General features: G+C 67.3%; 10 protein-coding genes. 5 read left to right on the top strand and 5 right to left on the bottom strand.

Annotation, left to right across the window (positions count from 1 at the left end):
- Positions 1–56: 56 nt before the first annotated feature.
- The 3 genes from ACOEQ1_RS09020 to ACOEQ1_RS09010 form a co-directional block, all read right to left on the bottom strand.
- Positions 57–2,054: a putative bifunctional diguanylate cyclase/phosphodiesterase gene (locus tag ACOEQ1_RS09020; protein ID WP_419758917.1), complete on the bottom strand. Its 1,998-nt coding sequence runs from the start codon at positions 2,052–2,054 to the stop codon at positions 57–59.
- A 150-nt stretch (positions 2,055–2,204) separates the two neighbouring features.
- Positions 2,205–3,734, bottom strand: coding sequence for an MFS transporter (locus ACOEQ1_RS09015; RefSeq protein ID WP_419758916.1), 1,530 nt, complete (start codon positions 3,732–3,734; stop codon positions 2,205–2,207).
- Positions 3,709–6,570, bottom strand: coding sequence for an ATP-dependent DNA helicase (locus ACOEQ1_RS09010; protein ID WP_419758915.1), 2,862 nt, complete (start codon positions 6,568–6,570; stop codon positions 3,709–3,711). The genes ACOEQ1_RS09015 and ACOEQ1_RS09010 overlap by 26 nt, the downstream gene beginning before the upstream one ends.
- A gap of 50 nt (positions 6,571–6,620) precedes the next feature.
- Between ACOEQ1_RS09010 and ACOEQ1_RS09005 the strand changes: the two genes are divergently transcribed.
- The 5 genes from ACOEQ1_RS09005 (at position 6,621) to ydiK (ending at position 16,179) form a co-directional block, all read left to right on the top strand.
- Positions 6,621–8,183 (top strand): lysine--tRNA ligase, encoded by a 1,563-nt coding sequence (locus ACOEQ1_RS09005; protein ID WP_419758914.1) that lies wholly within the window; start codon positions 6,621–6,623, stop codon positions 8,181–8,183.
- 211 nt (positions 8,184–8,394) lie between these two features.
- Positions 8,395–9,843: an NAD(P)-dependent oxidoreductase gene (locus tag ACOEQ1_RS09000; protein ID WP_419758913.1), complete on the top strand. Its 1,449-nt coding sequence runs from the start codon at positions 8,395–8,397 to the stop codon at positions 9,841–9,843.
- The gene (locus ACOEQ1_RS08995; protein WP_419758912.1) at positions 9,840–10,385 is read left to right on the top strand and encodes a DUF2059 domain-containing protein; all 546 of its coding nucleotides are present in this window, start codon (positions 9,840–9,842) and stop codon (positions 10,383–10,385) included. Before ACOEQ1_RS09000 ends, ACOEQ1_RS08995 begins: the two co-directional genes overlap by 4 nt.
- A gap of 57 nt (positions 10,386–10,442) precedes the next feature.
- Positions 10,443–15,002 (top strand): glutamate synthase large subunit, encoded by a 4,560-nt coding sequence (gene gltB / locus ACOEQ1_RS08990; RefSeq protein WP_419758911.1) that lies wholly within the window; start codon positions 10,443–10,445, stop codon positions 15,000–15,002.
- A 22-nt stretch (positions 15,003–15,024) separates the two neighbouring features.
- A complete protein-coding gene (gene ydiK / locus ACOEQ1_RS08985; RefSeq protein ID WP_419760669.1) occupies positions 15,025–16,179 on the top strand; it encodes an AI-2E family transporter YdiK in 1,155 nt (384 codons plus the stop codon).
- Here the strand turns inward: ydiK and ACOEQ1_RS08980 are convergent.
- Positions 16,176–18,041 carry a monovalent cation:proton antiporter-2 (CPA2) family protein gene (locus tag ACOEQ1_RS08980; protein ID WP_419758910.1) on the bottom strand — a complete coding sequence of 622 codons (1,866 nt, stop codon included), beginning with the start codon at positions 18,039–18,041 and terminating at the stop codon, positions 16,176–16,178. The two genes, ydiK and ACOEQ1_RS08980, sit on opposite strands and share 4 nt — an antisense overlap.
- On the bottom strand, positions 18,038–18,676 hold the full coding sequence (locus ACOEQ1_RS08975) for an NAD(P)H-dependent oxidoreductase (protein WP_419758909.1): 639 nt from the start codon (positions 18,674–18,676) through the stop codon (positions 18,038–18,040). Before ACOEQ1_RS08975 ends, ACOEQ1_RS08980 begins: the two co-directional genes overlap by 4 nt.
- Between the last annotated feature and the right edge of the window lie 116 nt (positions 18,677–18,792).

Genomic DNA, 18,792 nt, shown 5'->3' with positions numbered 1-18,792 from the left:
GACCGCAACGCGGCCATTCGCGGACAAGGAAACGAACATCGATCGCACAACGATTTCTATGTCAGCGCGAGCGGAACCCGGGGCCTGACCTGGGCCGCACGATCGTCCTCCGACAGGAGCGATTTCAGGCTGCGCGCCGAGATGGGCTTGCTGAACAGAAAGCCCTGCATCCAACGGCAACCCAAGCCCTCCAGGATGGCGCGCTGAAACTCCGTCTCGACGCCTTCGACGACGCAATCGATCCCGAGATCCGCGCAAAGGTTGACGACGGAACGGATGATGCTCGGCGCCATCCGGCTGTGGCCGATCTCGCTCACGAAGCTCTTGTCGATCTTGATCTTGTCGACCTTGAGGAGAATCAGTCGGCCGAGACTCGAAAAGCCGGAGCCGAAATCGTCGAGCGCGATGCGCGCGCCGAGATCGCGCAGCAGGCCGATCGACTCGACCACCTGCGCGAAATCCTCCATCGCCGCAGTCTCGGTGATTTCGAACTCCACCCGGCTGGGCTCGATGCCGCTCTTCAGAACGATGCGCTGCACGGCGGCGATCGTCGCCGGGTTCATCACATCGCAGGCCGACAGGTTGAAGCACAACGTCACATGCCGCGGCCACAGCCGCGCCACCTCCAGTGCCTTCGCAAGCAAGGTTTCCGTGATCTTGCCCATCAGCTGCCGCCGTTCCGCGATCGGCAGGAAAATCTGCGGACTGATCGGTCCGATGTCCGGGCTGTTCCAACGCGCCAGGGCCTCGAAGGCCACGACGCTGTTGGTCATGGTGTCGATGATGGGCTGGTAGACGATCTCCAGTTCACGCTCGAGATCCGCGCGCCGCAACGCCTGCTCGATGCGCCCGTTCCGACGCACGATGCCCTCGTGGCTCTCGGAGAAGATGACGACCTGCCCCTTCTGGGTCTGCTTGACGTAGTAGAGGGCATAATCCGCGTGCTCGAAAAGGTCTTCGGCGGTGCGTCCCCCCTCTGGAAAGATGGCGACGCCGATGGAGCCCGCGATCGCCACCATCGCATCCTTCACCCGGCAGGGCGCGCGCAGAAGATCCAGCACCTCCTCGCCGAAGGCCATGATCTCGCCGTCCGACCCGAACCTCGTGAGGATCATGCCGAACTCGTCGCCGCCGAGGCGGGCAAGAAAAACGTCCGGCGTGGCCAGCCCCTCCAGCCGCCGCCCGATCTGAGCGAGAAGTTCGTCCCCCGCCGCATGACCATGGACGTCGTTGACGCTCTTGAAACCGTCGAGATCCAGAAGCGCCACAGCAAAGCATACCGGCTGCTGCGCCGCCGTGAGTATTGTCTCGTCGAGCCTCGCGAGAAAGCTGCGGCGATTGGGCAACCGTGTCAGAGCGTCGAGGTAGGCGAGCCGATGGTTCTCGTCGCTGAGGATCTGCATGTCCCGCTGCCGATCGAGAAGGGTTCCGCGCGACCGGATGAGGCCCGCGAAGTCATCGTAGTTCCGGAGCATGATGGCGATCAGCCCGCCGGTGACCAGGACGAGGTCCACCGCCATGGCGATCAGGACAAGGTTGCCCGTGCACAAGAAGAAGATAGTGAACGGCAGAACCACGATCGCGGTCAGCAGCAGGGCGGCGCCGCGCAGATGCATCAGGCACAGGATGCAGCTGATGAGCGTGATCGACATGTAGAAGGCGACATGGCATTTCGCATAGGCGTCGCCGTACGGGTAGAGGCTGAGCGACCAGGCCGTGAACACCAGGGAAAGGATGGTCACGAAGCGCATCGTCATGCGCAGCATGTGGACGGCCTGATCGCAGGTGAGCGCCGTCACGTCGAGCCGCCACCAATATCGGCCGCGCACGTAGCACATCACGCAGAGAACGACCGGGATGACGATGGTCAGCGCCGGCGGAGCCGTTCGCGCATGCGTCGCCGCCAACCCCAGCGCGTTGACCGTGAGAATCGCGTAGAGAAGGGGAATTTGTTTCGAGAACGCGGCAATCTGGGAGCGCGCCAGTTCCGGGTCGTCGACCGGAAGGGCGAACACCTTCAGAAAGGCGCCGATCCCTGTCTTTGCCAAACCCAACGAAGCCTCCATGCGGCACTTGGAACAGCAGGCGCTCCAAGCCGGCGAGCGATGCGAGCGCGGCCTATCGCAGGAGGCGAGGATGCTTGCCCCGCTTCGTGAGAAACTAACCGCTCGCCATGAGATAGCGAACGGACCGTTTCGAAATCATTAATGCGCTCCCGATGGCTCGCTCACGACTTGGGCATGAGTGGACGTGTCCCGCCGGCCGCGCGGGACCAGGACGGCGACGATCATCACGCCCACCGACAGGATGACGCCGAGGACGAAGACGCCGTGCAACGCGTCGCTGAGCAAGCCTGTCAGCCGCTGCAGATCGCCCGGGGACATGGTCGCCCGGATGTGCGGGTTGACGAGGTCACGCAGCACGTCATGGACGCCAGCATGTGTAAGTCCGGCATTCAGGACGCCGCCGAAGGCCGCGGCACCGAGCGCCTGCCCCATCAGCCGGCAGAAGAAGAACAGGGCGGTCGCGCGGCCCCGGTCGGTATGGGCGACGCCCGACTGAACGGCGAGGGTGAAGACGATGCTGGTCAGACCCATGCCGGCGCCGATCGGAATGGAGACGATGTCCACCCAGAGCAGGCTGTGCCCGCTGGCGACCATGACCAGGGCGACGGTCCCCACGAGGAGAGCCACCGCCGCCCCGAGTGCCATCGGCCGGTTGCCGAGGCGCCCGATGGCGCGGCCGAGCGTCATGCTCGTTATCGTCCAGGCGACGGTCATGATGCCGAGGTTGATGCCCGCATCCAAGGCGCCGCCGCCGGCCACGCCCTGCACCCAGGTGGGCAGGAAGGCGGTCATGCCGATGAGCAGGCCGCCGCCGAGCAGCGCCGATGCGAAGGCGGCCAGGAGCAGCGGCCGGCGGAGCAGGTGCAGCGGCAACAGGGGATGCCGCAGTTGCCGCTCCCGCAGGCCGAAACCCGCGAGAGCCACCGCCGCGATGGCCAGGAGGCCGGCCAGACGCGGCGTGCCGAGGCGGTCGAAGTCCACCAGCGCCGCCATCATGATGCCGAGGCCGGCGATCAGCAGCGCGCAGCCCGGCAGGTCTATGGGCGTATGCGTCTTGTTATGGTGGGATTCGTGGAGATAGCGCGCGACCATCGCCATGGTGACGACGCCGATGGGCAGGTTGACCCAGAAGACGAAGGGCCAGCCGAGGGTGTGGACGAAGAAGGCGCCGAGCAGCGGACCGACGATGGCGGCGATCCCCCAGATGCCGCTGACATAGCCCATGATGCGGGCGCGGTCGGTGGGCTTGCAGATGTCGCCGATGATCGTGGTCGCCATCGGCGCGAGGCCGCCGCCGCCAATCCCCTGGATGGCGCGGAAGACGATGAGCGAGACCATGCTCCAGGCGCAGCCGCACAGCAGCGAGCCGACCAGGAACAGGGCCGTGCTGCCGAGGTAGACGGCGCGGCGGCCGAAGCTGTCGGCAAGCCGTCCATACAGCGGCGTCATGACGGCCTGCGTCAGCAGGTAGATGCCGAAGGTCCAGGAGAACAGCCGGAACCCGCCAAGCTTTGCGACGATGGTCGGCATGGCGGTGCTGATGACGGTGACCTCGACCGCCGCCATGAAGGTGGAGATGAGCATCGCCGCGATGATGATCCGAGGGTGCGAGACTGCCGCCGCCCCCGTCGCCTGGTTGATGCTAGAGGCCTCTGTCGGCTGGGGCATTGGCGAGAAAGTCCTGGGTCGTCGTTGCAGCCTCGGCGAGGCCAACCCGCCGCACCTCGACCCCAGGTGGGAAGGCCGAGAGCAACCGGCTAGGCGTCCGACGGTCGAGCAGCACGAAGACGCCACGATCATCTACCCGTCGAATGAGCCGCCCGAAAGCCTGTCGCAGCCGCAGACGAGCAATGCGGTCATCGTATTCCTTGGGCGCGCCGCCCGAGAGGTGGATGCGGCGCTCGCGATGCAGGATATCGGGCCTCGGCCAGGGCACGCGCTCGAACACCACAAGCCGCAACGCACGGCCGGGCACATCGACGCCGTCACGCATCGCGTCGGTGCCGAGCAGGCAGCTGTCCTCCTCGGCCCGGAAAATGTCGACTAGCGTGCCGTTGTTCATGGCGTCGATATGCTGGGCGTACAGGGGCATGCCGGCCTGCTCCAGCGCCGGCGCGATGCGGCGATGGACGGAGCGCAGGCGGCCGATGGCGGTGAACAACCCAAGCCCGCCCCCGCCCGAGGCCAGGAACAGCGTGCGGTAGGCGGCGGCGAGGGCGGCCGGGTCGCCGGTGTCCACGTCGGTGACGACGAAGGCGCGGGTGCGCGCGGCGTAGTCGAAGGGGCTCGGCAGGCTGGCGCGGATCGCGGGCAGGGGAAGGTGGTTCGTGCCGATGCGGGCCTCGGCCACCGCCCAGGCGAGTTCCGGATCGTCCTCGCCGCCGTCGCGCAGCGTCGCCGATGTCACCAGCAGCCCATGCGCGGGCGCTGCGAGCACGGTCGAGAACGGCACCGTCGGGTCGAGCCAGTGGCGCAGCAGGGCCACGTTACGCACGCCCGCCTCGCCACGGTCGAGCCGCAGGAACTGCACATGGCCGAGGAACTTGCCGGCCTCGGGCCGGGGCTCGGCCAGTTCCGTCAGCATCGTCTGCCACGCCCGCAGCGGCTCCACCGCGCGGCGCCTGAGTGTGCGGCCCATGCCTTCGATGCGGGCTCGCGTCGAGGGGTCCAGTTCCTCGGCCTCGTCGTCCAGCCGTGCGAGCAGCCGCTGCATGAGCGTCGTCAGCGGCTCGCCGATCCGGGTAAGGGCGCGTTTGAGCACATCGGCGGCGGCGGTCACTGCCTCGGCCACCGGGTAGAGGTCGCATTCGGCGGCGAAGCCGGTGCGGGCTTCGTCCTCGGTGCCGCTACTGGAGAGACGCGCGAGCACCTGCGCCCGCAACGCCAGGAAAAACGCCTCGGCCGGATTTGTGGTGGCGGGCTCGACGATCGTGCCTTCCGGTGGCGGCGCGGCGTCCGTCGCGATGCGGCTGGCCCAGCCGGGGGCGGGCAGGGCGCGGGCGGCGGTCAGTGCGGCCTCCAGCGGCGTGAGCAGATCGGGCTTGTCGGCCACGAGGTCGCCGATGCGGGCCGAGAGGCCGCGCCCGCGCGAGCGCATCCCCTCGGCGCCGAGCATCCAGCGGCGCAATTCCGACGCCTCGCGGCCCGAGAGTTCGGCCGAGAACGCGGCGTCGGCGGCGTCGAACAGATGGTGCCCCTCGTCGAAGACGTAGCGGGTGGGAACGTAGGCGTCGTCGAGCCCGCCCCAGGCCGCCTGGGTCAGCACGAGCGCGTGGTTGGCGACGACGAGATCGGCCTCGCGGGCGCGCCGGATGCCGTGCTCGACGAAGCAGCGCTTCCAGTGGTTGCAGGCGGCATAGAGGCACTCGCCGCGCCGGTCGGCGAGGCTGCCGAGCAGCGGCGCGCCGAAGATCTCGATGAACCAGCCGGGCAGGTCGCCGCCGAGGATATCGCCATCCGTCGTCAACGCCGCCCACCGCGCGATCAGCCCCAGCGGCGTGGTGAGCGCCGGGCTCATCCCGCTCAGAGCCGAGGTCACGGCGTCCTCCAGGTTGAGCAGGCACAGGTAGTTCTCGCGCCCCTTGCGGAGCACGACGCGGCGACGGCGCTCGACGGGGTCCGGGAACAGCCGCTCCAACTCGCTCTCCACCTGCCGTTGCAGATGGCGGGTAAAGGTGCTGATCCAGACCGGCGCGTGGTTGCGCTCGGCCCAGAGGCTGGCGGGGGCGACATAGCCGAGCGTCTTCCCGGTGCCCGTGCCGGCCTCGGCCAGCACCATATGCGGCGCGCCCTCGGCGCGGCGCGGCTCGAACGCGGCGGCGGCGGCTGAGGCGTAGTCGGCCTGCCCCTGGCGCTGCTCGGCATCCGGGCCGACCAACTGGGCCAGCCGCGCGCGCGCCTCGAGCGAGGACACCGGCAGCGACGACGGCGGCGACGGCGGCGCCTGTTCCTCCCATTCGGGCAGGCGGCGCCAGACGCGGAAGGCGTTGTTGTCCTTCGACGGCGTGGCCGCGGCACCGGCGAGCGCCAGGGCCTCCGCCGCGAGCGGACCCCACACCCAGCCGGCACGGCCCATGCGGATGGCGAGCTGTGCCGCGTCCTTGTTCGCGGGCAGATGCGCCTCCGCCTGCAATCGTCGCAGCAGGGCGACGGCCAACGCGGGCAGCGCGGCGGCGGCGTTCTCCAGTCCTTTGCCCGGCAGCGGCACGCCCAGCGCCTGCGCGAGGCCGCGCGCCGTCGGCACGGCGGGTTGCGCCGGCATGACGAACGCGAAGAGTTCGAGCAGGTCGTAGGCCGGCACCGGCGCGATGCCGAGCCGCCGCCACGTCGCCGGGGCATGGATGAGCAGCGGCGGCCCGAGCGCGCCCAGCTGCTGCGTCACCTCGCCGGCGGACAGGGACAGCATCTCGCCGTCCGCCGTGAGGAGGCCAGCGATGCCGGTGCCCGCCACCAAGGCAGGCCACTCCGGCAGGGCAACTCGCCCGGCGCCATGGGACGCACTCATACCGCAACCTTCATTGACCGGAGTATAGGCCCTTCTTAGTGGTTTTGTTTATGAACCAGCCCGCACGAAACGCGCCCAAGTCCTGGCCCTTCGAGGAGGCGGCGAAGCTTGTCGCCCGCATGGAGGCGACCGGCAAACAGGTGGCGCTGTTCGAGACCGGCTACGGCCCCTCCGGCCTGCCGCATATTGGCACCTTCGGCGAGGTCGCCCGTACCACCTGGGTGCGGCAAGCCTTTACCGCGCTGACCGGCCTGCCGTCCCGCCTCATCGCCTTCTCGGACGATATGGATGGCATGCGCAAGGTGCCCGACAACGTGCCGAACCGCGAGATGCTGCGGGACTTCCTCGGCAAGCCGCTCACCGACGTGCCCGACCCCTTCGGCACCCACGAGAGTTTCGGCGCCCACAACAACGCGCGCCTCCGTGCCTTCCTCGACGGCTTCGGCTTCGACTACGAGTTCATCTCGGCGACGGACGTGTATCGCTCGGGCGGCTTCGACGATGCGTTGCGTCAGGCGCTGCGCCGCCACGACGAGATCGTGGCCGTCGTCCTGCCGACGCTGGGGCCGGAGCGGCGCGCGACCTACTCGCCCATCCTGCCGATCCATCCGCGAACGGGGATCGTCATGCAGGTGCTGATCGAAAAGATCGATCCGGAGGCGGGCACCGTTGGCTGGCGCGACCCGGAGGACGGCACCTGGTACGAGACGCCGGTCACCGGCGGCGGCGCCAAGATGCAATGGAAGGCCGATTGGGCCATGCGCTGGGCGGGCCTGGGCGTCGACTACGAGATGGCCGGCAAGGACCATATCGAGGGCATGAAGCTCTCGGGGGCGATCTGCCGCATTCTCGGCGCCGAGCCGCCGGCCGGGTTCAACTACGAGCTGTTCCTGGATGATCGCGGCCAGAAGATCAGCAAGTCGAAAGGCAACGGGCTTTCGATCGACGAGTGGCTCAAATACGCCCCGGCCGAGAGCCTCTCGCTTTTCATGTTCAACCAGCCGCAGCGGGCCAAGCGGCTGTTCTTCGACGTGATCCCGCGCGCGGTGGACGACTACCTCGCGCACGTCGCGAAGGCGCAACGGGACGAGACGGTCGACGAGAGCAATCCGGCGTGGTTCATCCATGGCGGGCCGGTGCCGCCCGATGCTGGCAGCCCGATCGGTTTCGGAATGCTGCTGAACCTCGCCAGCGTGGTGAATGCCGAGACGCCGGACATGCTGTGGGGCTTCATCCGCCAGTATTCGCCGGACCTCACGCCGGAGACGGCGCCGTTCCTGGCCAAGCTCGTCGGCTACGCGATCGCCTACTACCAGGACTTCGTGCGGCCGAAGAAGCAGTTCCGCCAGCCCACGGAGGTGGAGCGCGCGGCGCTCATCGATCTGGCGGAGACGTTGCGCCAGCTGCCCCCCGGCACTTCGGGCGAGGCGATCCAGACGGCTGTCTACGAGGTCGGCAAGCGGCATCCGTTCCCGGAGCTGAAGGCGTGGTTCGGCTGCCTCTATCAGGTTCTGCTCGGGCAGACGGAGGGCCCGCGGTTCGGCGGGTTCGTGGCACTCTATGGGATCGGTGAGACGGTCGCGCTCATCGAGGGCGCTTTGGCTGCAGCCTAGCAAACGGCCTCAATACAGAAACAGACCAGATCGGACCTAATTTTCGGCGTCACTCGATCAAGTAGGTCACGAAAGCGTGATATGCGCTGGAGATAGGTCAGCATAACTGTTCGGGGATCGTATTCGCCTTCGCAAAGGCCGGGTTTCGCTATAAGGGTGGCATCGTTCCGCGAGCGCCCCAGCGTCCGCCCTTCAGGAGGAGCCACTCCCCATGACCGAGCGCATGTTGAAGTTCGTCCATACGCCGCAGAAGATCCCGCAGAAGCGGGTTGCCGAGTTGCGCCGCCAGGACTTCGACGAGATCTACAACCGCTTCGACCCTGCGCGCGCTTCGGAACAGGCGAGCCGTTGCAGCCAATGCGGCGTTCCGTTTTGTTCGGTGCATTGCCCTCTGGGGAACCACATCCCCGACTGGCTGCGCCTGACCGCCGAAGGCAGGCTCGAGGAGGCTTACGAAATCTCCTCCATGACCAACAGCTTCCCTGAGGTTTGTGGCCGCATCTGCCCGCAGGACCGGCTCTGCGAAGGGAACTGCGTTATCGAGAAGGGCTTCGAAAGCGTCACCATCGGTGCTGTGGAACGCTACATCACGGATACCGCCTTCGAGCGCGGCTGGGTCAAGCCGGTCCGGCCGACCCATGAGCGGCCGGAATCCGTCGCCATTGTCGGTGCCGGCCCCGGCGGGCTCGCGGCGGCGGAACGGCTGCGCCGCCAGGGCTATCAGGTGCACGTCTATGACCGCTACGACAGGCCCGGCGGCCTGATGATCTACGGCATCCCCGGCTTCAAGCTGGAGAAGGAAGTCGTTATCCGCCGCTGGCGCTACCTGGAGGATTGCGGCGTCCAGTTCCACCTCAACACGGCGATCGGCAACGGAAGCAGCGCCGGCATCTCCTTCGCGGAACTGCGGCAGAAGCACGCGGCCGTCATCATCGCAACCGGCGTCTACAAGTCGCGTGACATCGGCGGGCCCGGCGCGGGCCTCAACGGAATCGTGCCCGCGCTCGACTTCCTCACCGCCTCGAACCGCCGCGGCCTCAACGAGGTGGTCCCCGACTTCGAGAGCGGATTGCTCAACGCCGAGGGCAAGCAGGTCGTCGTCATCGGCGGCGGAGACACGGCGATGGATTGTGTACGCACCGCTGTCCGCCAGGGCGCGACCTCGGTGCAGTGTCTGTATCGGCGCGACCGCGCGAATATGCCGGGTTCTCTGCGCGAGGTGAAGAATGCCGAGGAGGAGGGCGTCGAGTTCCTCTGGCTGTCGGCGCCCGAGGCTTTCCTGGGCGATGACCATGTCACTGGCGTCCGCGCGGTGCGGATGCATCTCGGCCTGCCCGACACCTCCGGCCGGCAATCGGTGGAGCCGGTGGCCGGCAGTCATTTCACCGTTGAGGCGGACCTCGTCATCAAGGCGTTGGGCTTCGACCCCGAGGACGTGCCGCGCATGTTCGGCGAGAAGGGGCTGGAGGTCAGCCGCTGGGGCACGCTCAAGGTGAATTATCGCAGCTTCATGACATCGGTTCCTGGCGTATTCGCGGCGGGGGACATCGTGCGCGGTGCAAGCCTCGTCGTTTGGGCGATCAAGGACGGGCAGGATGTTGCCGCCCAGGTGCATGCCTATCTGCAGCAGCCGGCGACCGTTGCGGTGGCAGCGGAATGAGCATTCGCTATCCGATGAAGAGTTTTCGCTTCTTCCTTCAAAAAGAAGCGCTTGCTTGTCTGATCGCGGCGTTGCTCGCCGTGGCCCCGGATGTGGCCCATGCTGACGACGCGGCGTTGAGTGCCGACCAGATGGCGTTGGCGACCCAGGTGGTTCAGGCTTTCGGCATCCAGCAGGTGGCCGACGCGGCGATGGACGGCTTGCGGATGGTGCTGGTGCAGAGCCTTGCCGCGCGCAACAACCAGCCGCAGGATAAGGTGTCGGGCATCGTCGACGCAGTTCTGGTGCCCGATCTGCGCGCGTTGGAGCCGCAGTTCGTGTCCACCGTCGCCGTCAGCTATGGCCACGCCTTCACGACGGATGAATTGCAGCAGATCCTTGCCTTCTACCAGACGCCGGCTGGCGCGAAGCTCGCGGCGCTCATTCCAAGCCTGACGCGGCAGATGGTGGTCGCTGGTCATGCCTGGATTCAGCAGGCGGCGACGCAGGTGCTGCAGGCGGATGCCGCCAAGTTGAGTGCCCAAGGGCTCAGCACGCAGTGAGATGAATGCCGCCTTCGGGCGGGCCGCGGCAGCCTGCCGCGCGATAGGGAGAACGCCATGGCTGACATGATCCTGACAGAAAGCGAGATGCTGGAGACGGGTGTCGAGTTCCTGGCCGATTGGGCGCGCAACACGACGGCGTTGGCGGGCACTTACGATCCCTCTCAGGAACATGATGCCTGCGGCGTCGGCATGATCGCGGCGCTCGATGGCAAGCGTCGACGTGATGTCGTGCAGGCGGGCATCGATGCGCTGAAGGCGGTGTGGCATCGCGGCGCCGTCGATGCCGATGGCAAGACCGGTGATGGCGCCGGCATCCATATCGAAATTCCGCAGGATTTTTTCGCTGCCGCCGTCGAGCGGAGCGGCGCCGTGCTGCGCCCCGGCCCGATCGCGGTCGGGCAGGTGTTCATGCCGAAGACCGATCTCAGCGCGCAGGAACGCTGCCGGCAGATCGTCGAGACCGAGATCCTCGCCCTCGGCTACCAGATCTATGGCTGGCGGCAGGTGCCGATCAACGTTGCCTGCATCGGCGAGAAGGCCAATGCAACCCGCCCCGAGATCGAGCAGATCATGCTCTGGAACGCGCGCGGCGTGTCGGAGGTGGAGTTCGAGCGCGACCTTTACGTGATCCGCCGCCGGATCGAGCGCGAGACGATCGCGGCGCAGATTCCGGACCTCTACTTCTGTTCCCTCTCGTGCCGGTCCATCGTCTACAAGGGCATGTTCCTGGCCGAGAGCCTGACGGAGTTTTACCCGGACCTGCTCGACGAGCGTTTCGTGTCGCGGTTCGCGATCTATCACCAGCGCTATTCGACGAACACCTTCCCGACCTGGAAGCTCGCGCAACCGTTTCGCGCGCTCGCCCATAATGGCGAGATCAACACGGTTCAGGGCAACGTCAACTGGATGAAGAGCCACGAGACGCGGCTCTCGTCCGAACTGCTCGATGCCTTCATGGACGACGTGAAGCCGGTCGTGCAGGCGGGCGGCTCGGATACCGCTTCGCTCGACAATGTGTTCGAGCTGCTGGTGCGGTCCGGCCGTGACGCGCCGATGGTCAAGGCGATGATGATCCCGCCGTCGATCGGCGCCACCTCGTCGATGCCGCAGGCGCATCGCGACATGATCGAATACTGCAACGCGGTGATGGAGCCGTGGGACGGGCCGGCCGCGATCACCGCGACCGATGGTCGCTGGGTCATCGCGGGCCTCGACCGCAACGGGCTGCGGCCGCTGCGCTACACGGTGACCAGTCATGGGATGCTGGTCGTCGGCTCCGAGACGGGCATGGTAAAGTTCGATGAGGCCTCGATCGTCGAGAAGGGGCGTGTCGGCCCTGGCCAGATGATCGCGGTCGATCTCGATACGCCGCGTTTCTACGACAATTCTGCGGTGATGGATCTGCTGGCGGCGCGCAACCCATTCGGCGAATGGGCCAAGCGCATCGTCGTCATCGACGATCTGGTGAAGACCGACACGGTCGAGCCCGTGCTGCTCGGCACCGAGGCGTTGCGCCGCCGCCAGCTCACCATCGGCGCGACGCTCGAGGAGATGGAGGCGATCCTCCAGCCGATGGTGGACGACGCCAGCGAGGCGACCGGCAGCATGGGTGACGACACACCCGTCGCCGTGCTCTCCGAGCGGTATCGCGGCCTGCACCATTACTTCCGGCAGAACTTCAGCCAAGTCACGAACCCGCCCATCGACAGCCTGCGCGAGACGCGGGTGATGTCGCTCAAGACGCGCCTCGGCAACCTCGGCAACGTGCTGGAGGAGGGCGAGCACCAGTTCGACATTCTCCAGCTTGCGAGCCCCATCCTATCGACCGGCGAGTTCATCGCCCTGCGGGAAACCCTGGGTCTCTCCGTGGTCGAGATCGACGCCACCTTCGCGCTCGCCGATGGCGAAGCCGGGCTGCGGCGGGGGCTCGACCGCATCCGGCAGGAGGCCGAGGACGCCGTGCGCGCCGGCGCGACGCATCTCATCGTCACCGACGAGCATGTCGGGCCGGACCGCGTGCCGATCCCGATGATCCTCGCGACCGGCGCGGTTCATACGCATCTCGTACGAACCAGTCTGCGCACCTTCACCAGCGTCAATGTGCGGTCGGCGGAATGCCTCGATGTGCATTACGTCGCCGTGCTCATCGGTGTGGGTGCCACGACGGTAAACCCATACCTTGCACAGGAGTCGATCGCCGATCGTCAGCGCCGCGGGCTGTTCGGCGAGATGAGCGTCAAGGGCGCCATCGGCCGCTACAAGAAGGCGCTCGACAAGGGCCTGCTCAAGATCATGGCGAAGATGGGGATCAGCGTCATCTCCTCCTATCGCGGCGGCTACACCTTCGAGGCGATCGGATTGTCGCGTGCCCTGGTCGGCGAGTTCTTCCCCGGCATGCAGTCGCGCATTTCCGGCATCGGCCTCTCGGGCATCGCGCGCAAGGTCCTCGAACTGCACAAGATCGCCTGGGCGGAGGGCGTGCTGACGCTGCCCGTCGGTGGCGTCTACAAGATCCGTCGCGGCGGCGAGGCGCATGCCTTCGACGGCAGCCTTATCCACGTGTTGCAGACGGCGGTCGCGACGGACAGCTACGCCACGTTCCGCAAATATTCGGAGGCGGTCCGGCGGCTGCCCCCCGTAGCGTTGCGCGATCTGCTCGATTTCCGCATGGACGGACTGACGCCCATTCCTGTCGACGATGTCGAGAGCATCACGGAGATCCGCAAGCGGCTGATCGCACCGGGCATTTCTTTGGGCGCGCTGGGGCCGGAGGCGCACGAGACGCTGTCGATCGCGATGAACCGCATCGGCGCGCGTTCCGACAGCGGCGAGGGCGGCGAGGACCCCGAGCGCTCCAAGCCGCGCGCCAACGGAGACAACGCTTCCTCGGCGATCAAGCAGATCGCGTCGGGCCGTTTCGGCGTGACGGCGGATTACCTCAACAACTGCCGCGAGATCGAGATCAAGGTCGCGCAGGGTGCGAAGCCGGGCGAGGGCGGCCAGCTGCCGGGCTTCAAGGTCTCGGAACTGATCGCAAAGCTGCGGCATTCGACGCCGGGCGTCATGCTCATCAGCCCGCCGCCGCATCACGACATCTACTCGATCGAGGATCTCGCCCAGCTCATCTACGACCTCAAGCAGATCAACCCGGATGCGAGCGTCTGCGTGAAGCTCGTTTCACGCTCCGGCATCGGCACGATTGCGGCGGGCGTTGCCAAGGCAAAGGCCGATGCGATCCTGATCTCGGGCCATTCCGGCGGCACCGGCGCCAGCGCGCTCACCAGCGTCAAGTATGCCGGGCTGCCGTGGGAGATGGGTCTCTCCGAGGCGCATCAGGTGCTCATGCTCAACCGGCTGCGCCATCGGGTGAAGCTCCGCACGGACGGTGGGTTGAAGACGGGGCGGGATGTCATCATCGCCGCCATGCTGGGCGCCGAGGAATTCGGCATCGGCACCGCGAGCCTCGTCGCCATGGGCTGCATCATGGTGCGGCAGTGCCACAGCAACACCTGCCCGGTCGGCGTCTGCACGCAGGACGAGACGTTGCGCGCAAAGTTCGAGGGCACGCCCGAGAAGGTCATCAACCTCTTCTCATTCATCGCCGAGGAGGTGCGCGAAACGCTGGCGAAGCTCGGCTTCCGCAAGCTGACCGACATCATCGGCCGGACCGATCTGTTGCAGCAGGTCAGCCGGGGCAGCGATCTGCTCGACGACCTCGACCTCAACCCGATCCTCGCCCAGGCCGATCCCGGACCCTATCCGCGCTACTGCACGCTGGAGGAACGCAACCCGGTGCCGGAGACGCTCGACGCGCAGATGATCGCCGATGCCGCGCCCTTCTTCGAGCGGCGCGAGAAGATGCAGTTGCAGTACAACATCCGCAACACCCACCGGGCGATCGGCACGAAGTTCTCCTCGCTCATCGTGCGGCGCTTCGGCATGAGCACGCTGCCGGCGGGACACGCGAACGTCCGGCTGCGCGGATCGGCCGGGCAGTCGCTGGGCGCCTTTGCGGTGCAGGGCCTCAAGCTCGAGGTCATCGGCGACGCCAACGACTATGTCGGCAAGGGCCTCTCCGGCGCGACCATCGTCGTGCGCACAGCGCCATCCTCCAAGATGCGCAGCAACGCCAACACGATCATCGGCAACACCTGCCTGTACGGCGCGACGGCGGGCCAGCTGTTCGCCGCCGGACAAGCGGGCGAGCGCTTCGCCGTCCGCAACTCCGGTGCTACGGCAGTCGTCGAGGGCTGCGGCTCCAACGGTTGCGAATACATGACCGGCGGCACGGTCGCGATCCTCGGCCGTTTCGGCGACAACTTCGGCGCGGGCTTCACCGGCGGCATGGCGTTTCTCTACGATGTCGACGGGGTGCTGGAGAGCCGGATCAATCCCGACACGCTGACCTGGCAACGGATCGGCGCGGCCTATTGGGAGAGCAAGCTGCGCGGGTTGATCGAGCGGCATGTGCAGGAGACGAACAGCCGTTACGCCGCGATGCTGCTCCACAACTGGGACCAGACGCTCGGCGACTTCTGGCAGGTGGTGCCGAAGGACTACGTCAAATACCTGCCGCATGCGCTGAGCGACGAGCAGGAGCAGGCGCGCGCCTGAGGCAGCCTCCGCCGTGGCGGATATGGGACTATCCGGGTCGGACGTAAGCACCGGCGGGCCATCCGGTCCCGCCCGCCCCGAGCCTGGGCATCATCGCCAGGACCCGACCCGCATCATCCTGCTGTTGATCTTCGTGGGTGGGCTGTCGCTGTGCTCGCTCTGGGTCATGCGCCCCTTTCTCCCGGCGACGATCTGGGCGGCGACCATTGTCGTCGCCATCTGGCCGTTGCTGTTGCGGCTGCAAAAGTTCGTGGGCGGAAGCCGGGGACTGGCTGTCGCATTGATGACGCTCATCGTCCTGATACTGTTCGTCGTTCCTTTTTGGCTCGCGGTGACGACCATCCTCGGCCACATCGATAGCCTGACCGGGTTGGCGCGCGCGGTTGTCGCGTTTCGCATCCCGCCTGTGCCGCATTGGGTTCCCGAGATGCCGCTCGTCGGCGCCAAGGCGGCTGAGTTCTGGGCGAAGTTCCAGAACCAGGGCATCGGCACGATGCTGCCGCGGACGACGCCCTATGTCGGCTCCGTGGCGCAATGGTTTCTCGGCTCCATCGGCAGTTTCGGGCGGTTGCTGCTGCAATTCCTGCTGACGACCGCGATCGTCGCCGTGATGAGCACCCATGGCGAGGCGGGCGCGCGCATCGCGAGCCAGTTCGGCCATCGGCTCGCGGGCGACCGCGGCCAGCAGATGGTCGTGCTGGCGGGCCGCGCCATCCGCGCGGTGGCGCTCGGGGTGATGCTCACCTCGCTTGCGGATGCGGTCGTCGGCGGCATCGGGCTGATGATCGCGGGCGTGCCCCTGGCGCCGGTGCTGACGGCGGTGATGTTCATCTTCTGCGTCGCGCAGGCGGGTCCGGGGGTCGTGCTGATCCCCGCCGTCATCTGGATGTACGTGTCGGGCCGCTACCTGATGGGCACCGTGCTGCTGGTGGTGACGATCATCGCAATCGCCATCGACAACCTCCTGCGGCCGATGCTCATCAAGAAGGAGGCGAACCTGCCGATGCTTCTGGTGTTGGTGGGCGTGCTCGGCGGGCTGGCGGCGTTCGGCCTTGTCGGGCTCTTCATCGGGCCGGCCGTGCTTGCGGTGAGCTATACGCTGCTGCGCGCCTGGATCGCCGAAGACGAAACGCCGGTCCCGCCCGCCACGGTCATGATGAAGGAGCGCGGGCGCTAGTCCCCGTCCTGCGCCTCCATCTCCTTTTTCAGCGATGCGGTGTCCCAGCCGCCCTCCGCGCCGCCCATCTGCTCCCCGAGCCTCTCGGCCGCCAGCAGCGTCTCCAGCGTCATGACGCTTTGCCGGCTGGCGAGAATGAACCCCTCCTCATCACCCCAGAGCGGCCTGAGCTTCTCGAACAGCCGCTTGTCGTGACGGCGGAAGATCGCCGCGGCTCGGTGTGCCTGGTGCGCCCGCACCCCCAGCCGCTCCAACGCGAGCCGGCCCAGCGCCAGCGAGCCCTCGAACGTCTCGCGCTCGACAGCGTCCGCGCCATGGTCCAGCAGATCGTAGGCCGCCCGCCGATCCCACGCGCGCGCCAGGATCACCAGCTGCGGAAAGGCATGGCGCGCCGTCTCCACCAGTTCCAGGGCGCGCTCGCGGTCGTCGATCGCCACCACCAGCAGTTTCGCCTGAGCCGCGCCCGCCGCCTGGAGCAGATCCAGGCGTGAGGCGTCGCCGTAATGCACCCGCCGCCCGAACCGCCGCAGCAGGTCGATCTGGCTCGTGCTGATGTCGAGCACCGAGGTGCGGAACCCGTTGGCCTCGATGAGCCGCCCGGCGATCTGCCCGAAGCGGCCGTAGCCGGCGACGATCACGTCGGGCGCCGCCTCGAAGCCGGGTTCCTCTGGCACCGGGCCGTCCGACCGCACGGGCACGGTCATGACCCGCTCATGGATCAGGAAGACGAGAGGCGTCAGCACCATCGAGACGGCGACGACCGCGTTCAGCAGGTGCCCGAGCGGCGCCGGCAGCACATGGGCGGTGATGACGAAGCCCGTGAGAACGAAGGCGAACTCCCCGCCCTGGCAGAGCGAGACGCCGACCATGCGGGCATCGGCGCGCGTCAGGTGGAACAGGCGGCCGAGCCGGGTCATCGCCTCGGCCTTGATCGCCATCAGCCCGACCGTCAGGCCGAGCACGAGGAACGGATGACGGGCGACGAGGCCGAAATCGAGGCTTGCGCCGACGGTGATGAAGAACAGCCCGAGCAGAAGGCCGCGGAAGGGCTCGATATCGGCTTCGAGTTCGCGGCGGAACTCGTTCTCCGCCAGCATGACGCCTGCCAGGAAGGCGCCGAGGGCTGGAGATACGCCCACGAGCGTCATCAGCGCGGTCACGGCGATGACCAGCAGAAGGGCCGTCGCGGTGAAGATTTCCCGCAGCCGGGCGGCGGCGATGAAGCGGAAGACGGGCCCGGTGAGGTAGCGGCCGACGGCCACGATAGCTGCGACCGCCGCGAGCACGGCAACGGCATGCAGCCAGCCATGCAGCCCGCCGGAGCCGGCAGTCTCGACGACTGGCGCGACCGCCAGCAGGGGCAGCAGAACCAGCAGCGGGATGACCGCGAGATCCTGGAACAGCAGGACCCCGAAGGCGGCGGTACCCACCGCGCCGCGCCTCAGGCCCTTCTCCTCCAGCGTCTGCAGGACGATTGCGGTCGAAGACATGGCCAGGATGGCGCCACAGGCGAGCGCCTGCTGCCAGGGCAGGCGGAGCAGGACGGCGGCGAGCGCGAGCACCAACCCGATCGCGCCAAGCTGCGCCGCGCCCAAGCCGAAGATGGCCGCCCGCATCGTCCAGAGCAGAGCGGGCCGCACCTCCAGCCCGATGAGGAACAGCAGGATGACGACGCCGAACTCGGCGAAGCCCATGACGTCGGCCTGGTTGCCGACGAGGTGCAGCGCGAAGGGTCCGATCGCGGCGCCGGCGATGAGGTAGCCGAGAACGGAGCCGAGGCCCGCGCGCTTGGCGATCGGCACGGCGATGACGCTGGCGGCGAGGTAGACGAGGGCCTGGATGAGAACCTTGTCGGTGTTCATGGGCGCGAGGCCGCGATGGCTTCGTTCAGCCGGGCGCTATAGGCCCGGGTCGCATCGCGGCGGCTGGCCTCGGTCAGCTGGATGGAGTCGTGCACGATGAAGGGCTCCGCCCAGGTGAGGCCGCAGAGGTGTGCGGTCGCTTCAAGCGGCCGCAGGAACTCGGCCATCGAGAAGCGGTTTATGCCGCCTGGGCGGTAGGCGCCGGCGTCGCCGCCCGCCGTCACCGCGGCCAACATCGTTTTGCCCCGCAACCGGGTTCCCTGCTGTCCGTGGGCGAAGCCGTGCAGCCAGACCATGTCGAGCCATTCCTTCAGCAGGGCAGGCGCCGAGTACCAATACATCGGAAACTGCAGGATTATGAGACGATGGTCGATCAGACGCTGCTGTTCCGCCTCCACATCGATGAGGAAGTCGGCATAATTCTGGTAGAGGTCATGGATGGTGATGTCCGGCCGGGCCTCGGCCGCTTCCAGCAGTGCGGTATTGGCGCGCGACCGGTGCAAGGCGGGATGGGCAATTACCAGAAGGGCGCAGCGGGACGGATCGCGCGCCGCGTTGGGCGGCGGCGCCGGTGGCGCTGGTTGCCGGCGTCTGGCGCGGCGGCGTCGCCATTTCCTGATGAAGCCGAGAGACATGGTGGGAGCCTTGGAATGGATCGCGCCAGTTCCACCATGCCGCCGCCGGCAGGTCCACAGGGAAGCGGCTTTGCGCTCCGGATGAAGCCCACGATCGGTTGCTCGGTGGACGCGGC

This window comes from Acidisoma sp. (genome assembly GCF_965199065.1).
Lineage (GTDB): Bacteria > Pseudomonadota > Alphaproteobacteria > Acetobacterales > Acetobacteraceae > Acidisoma.
The sequence above is the reverse complement of the archived record's forward strand: the minus strand, read 5'-3'. Positions and strand labels throughout refer to the sequence as shown.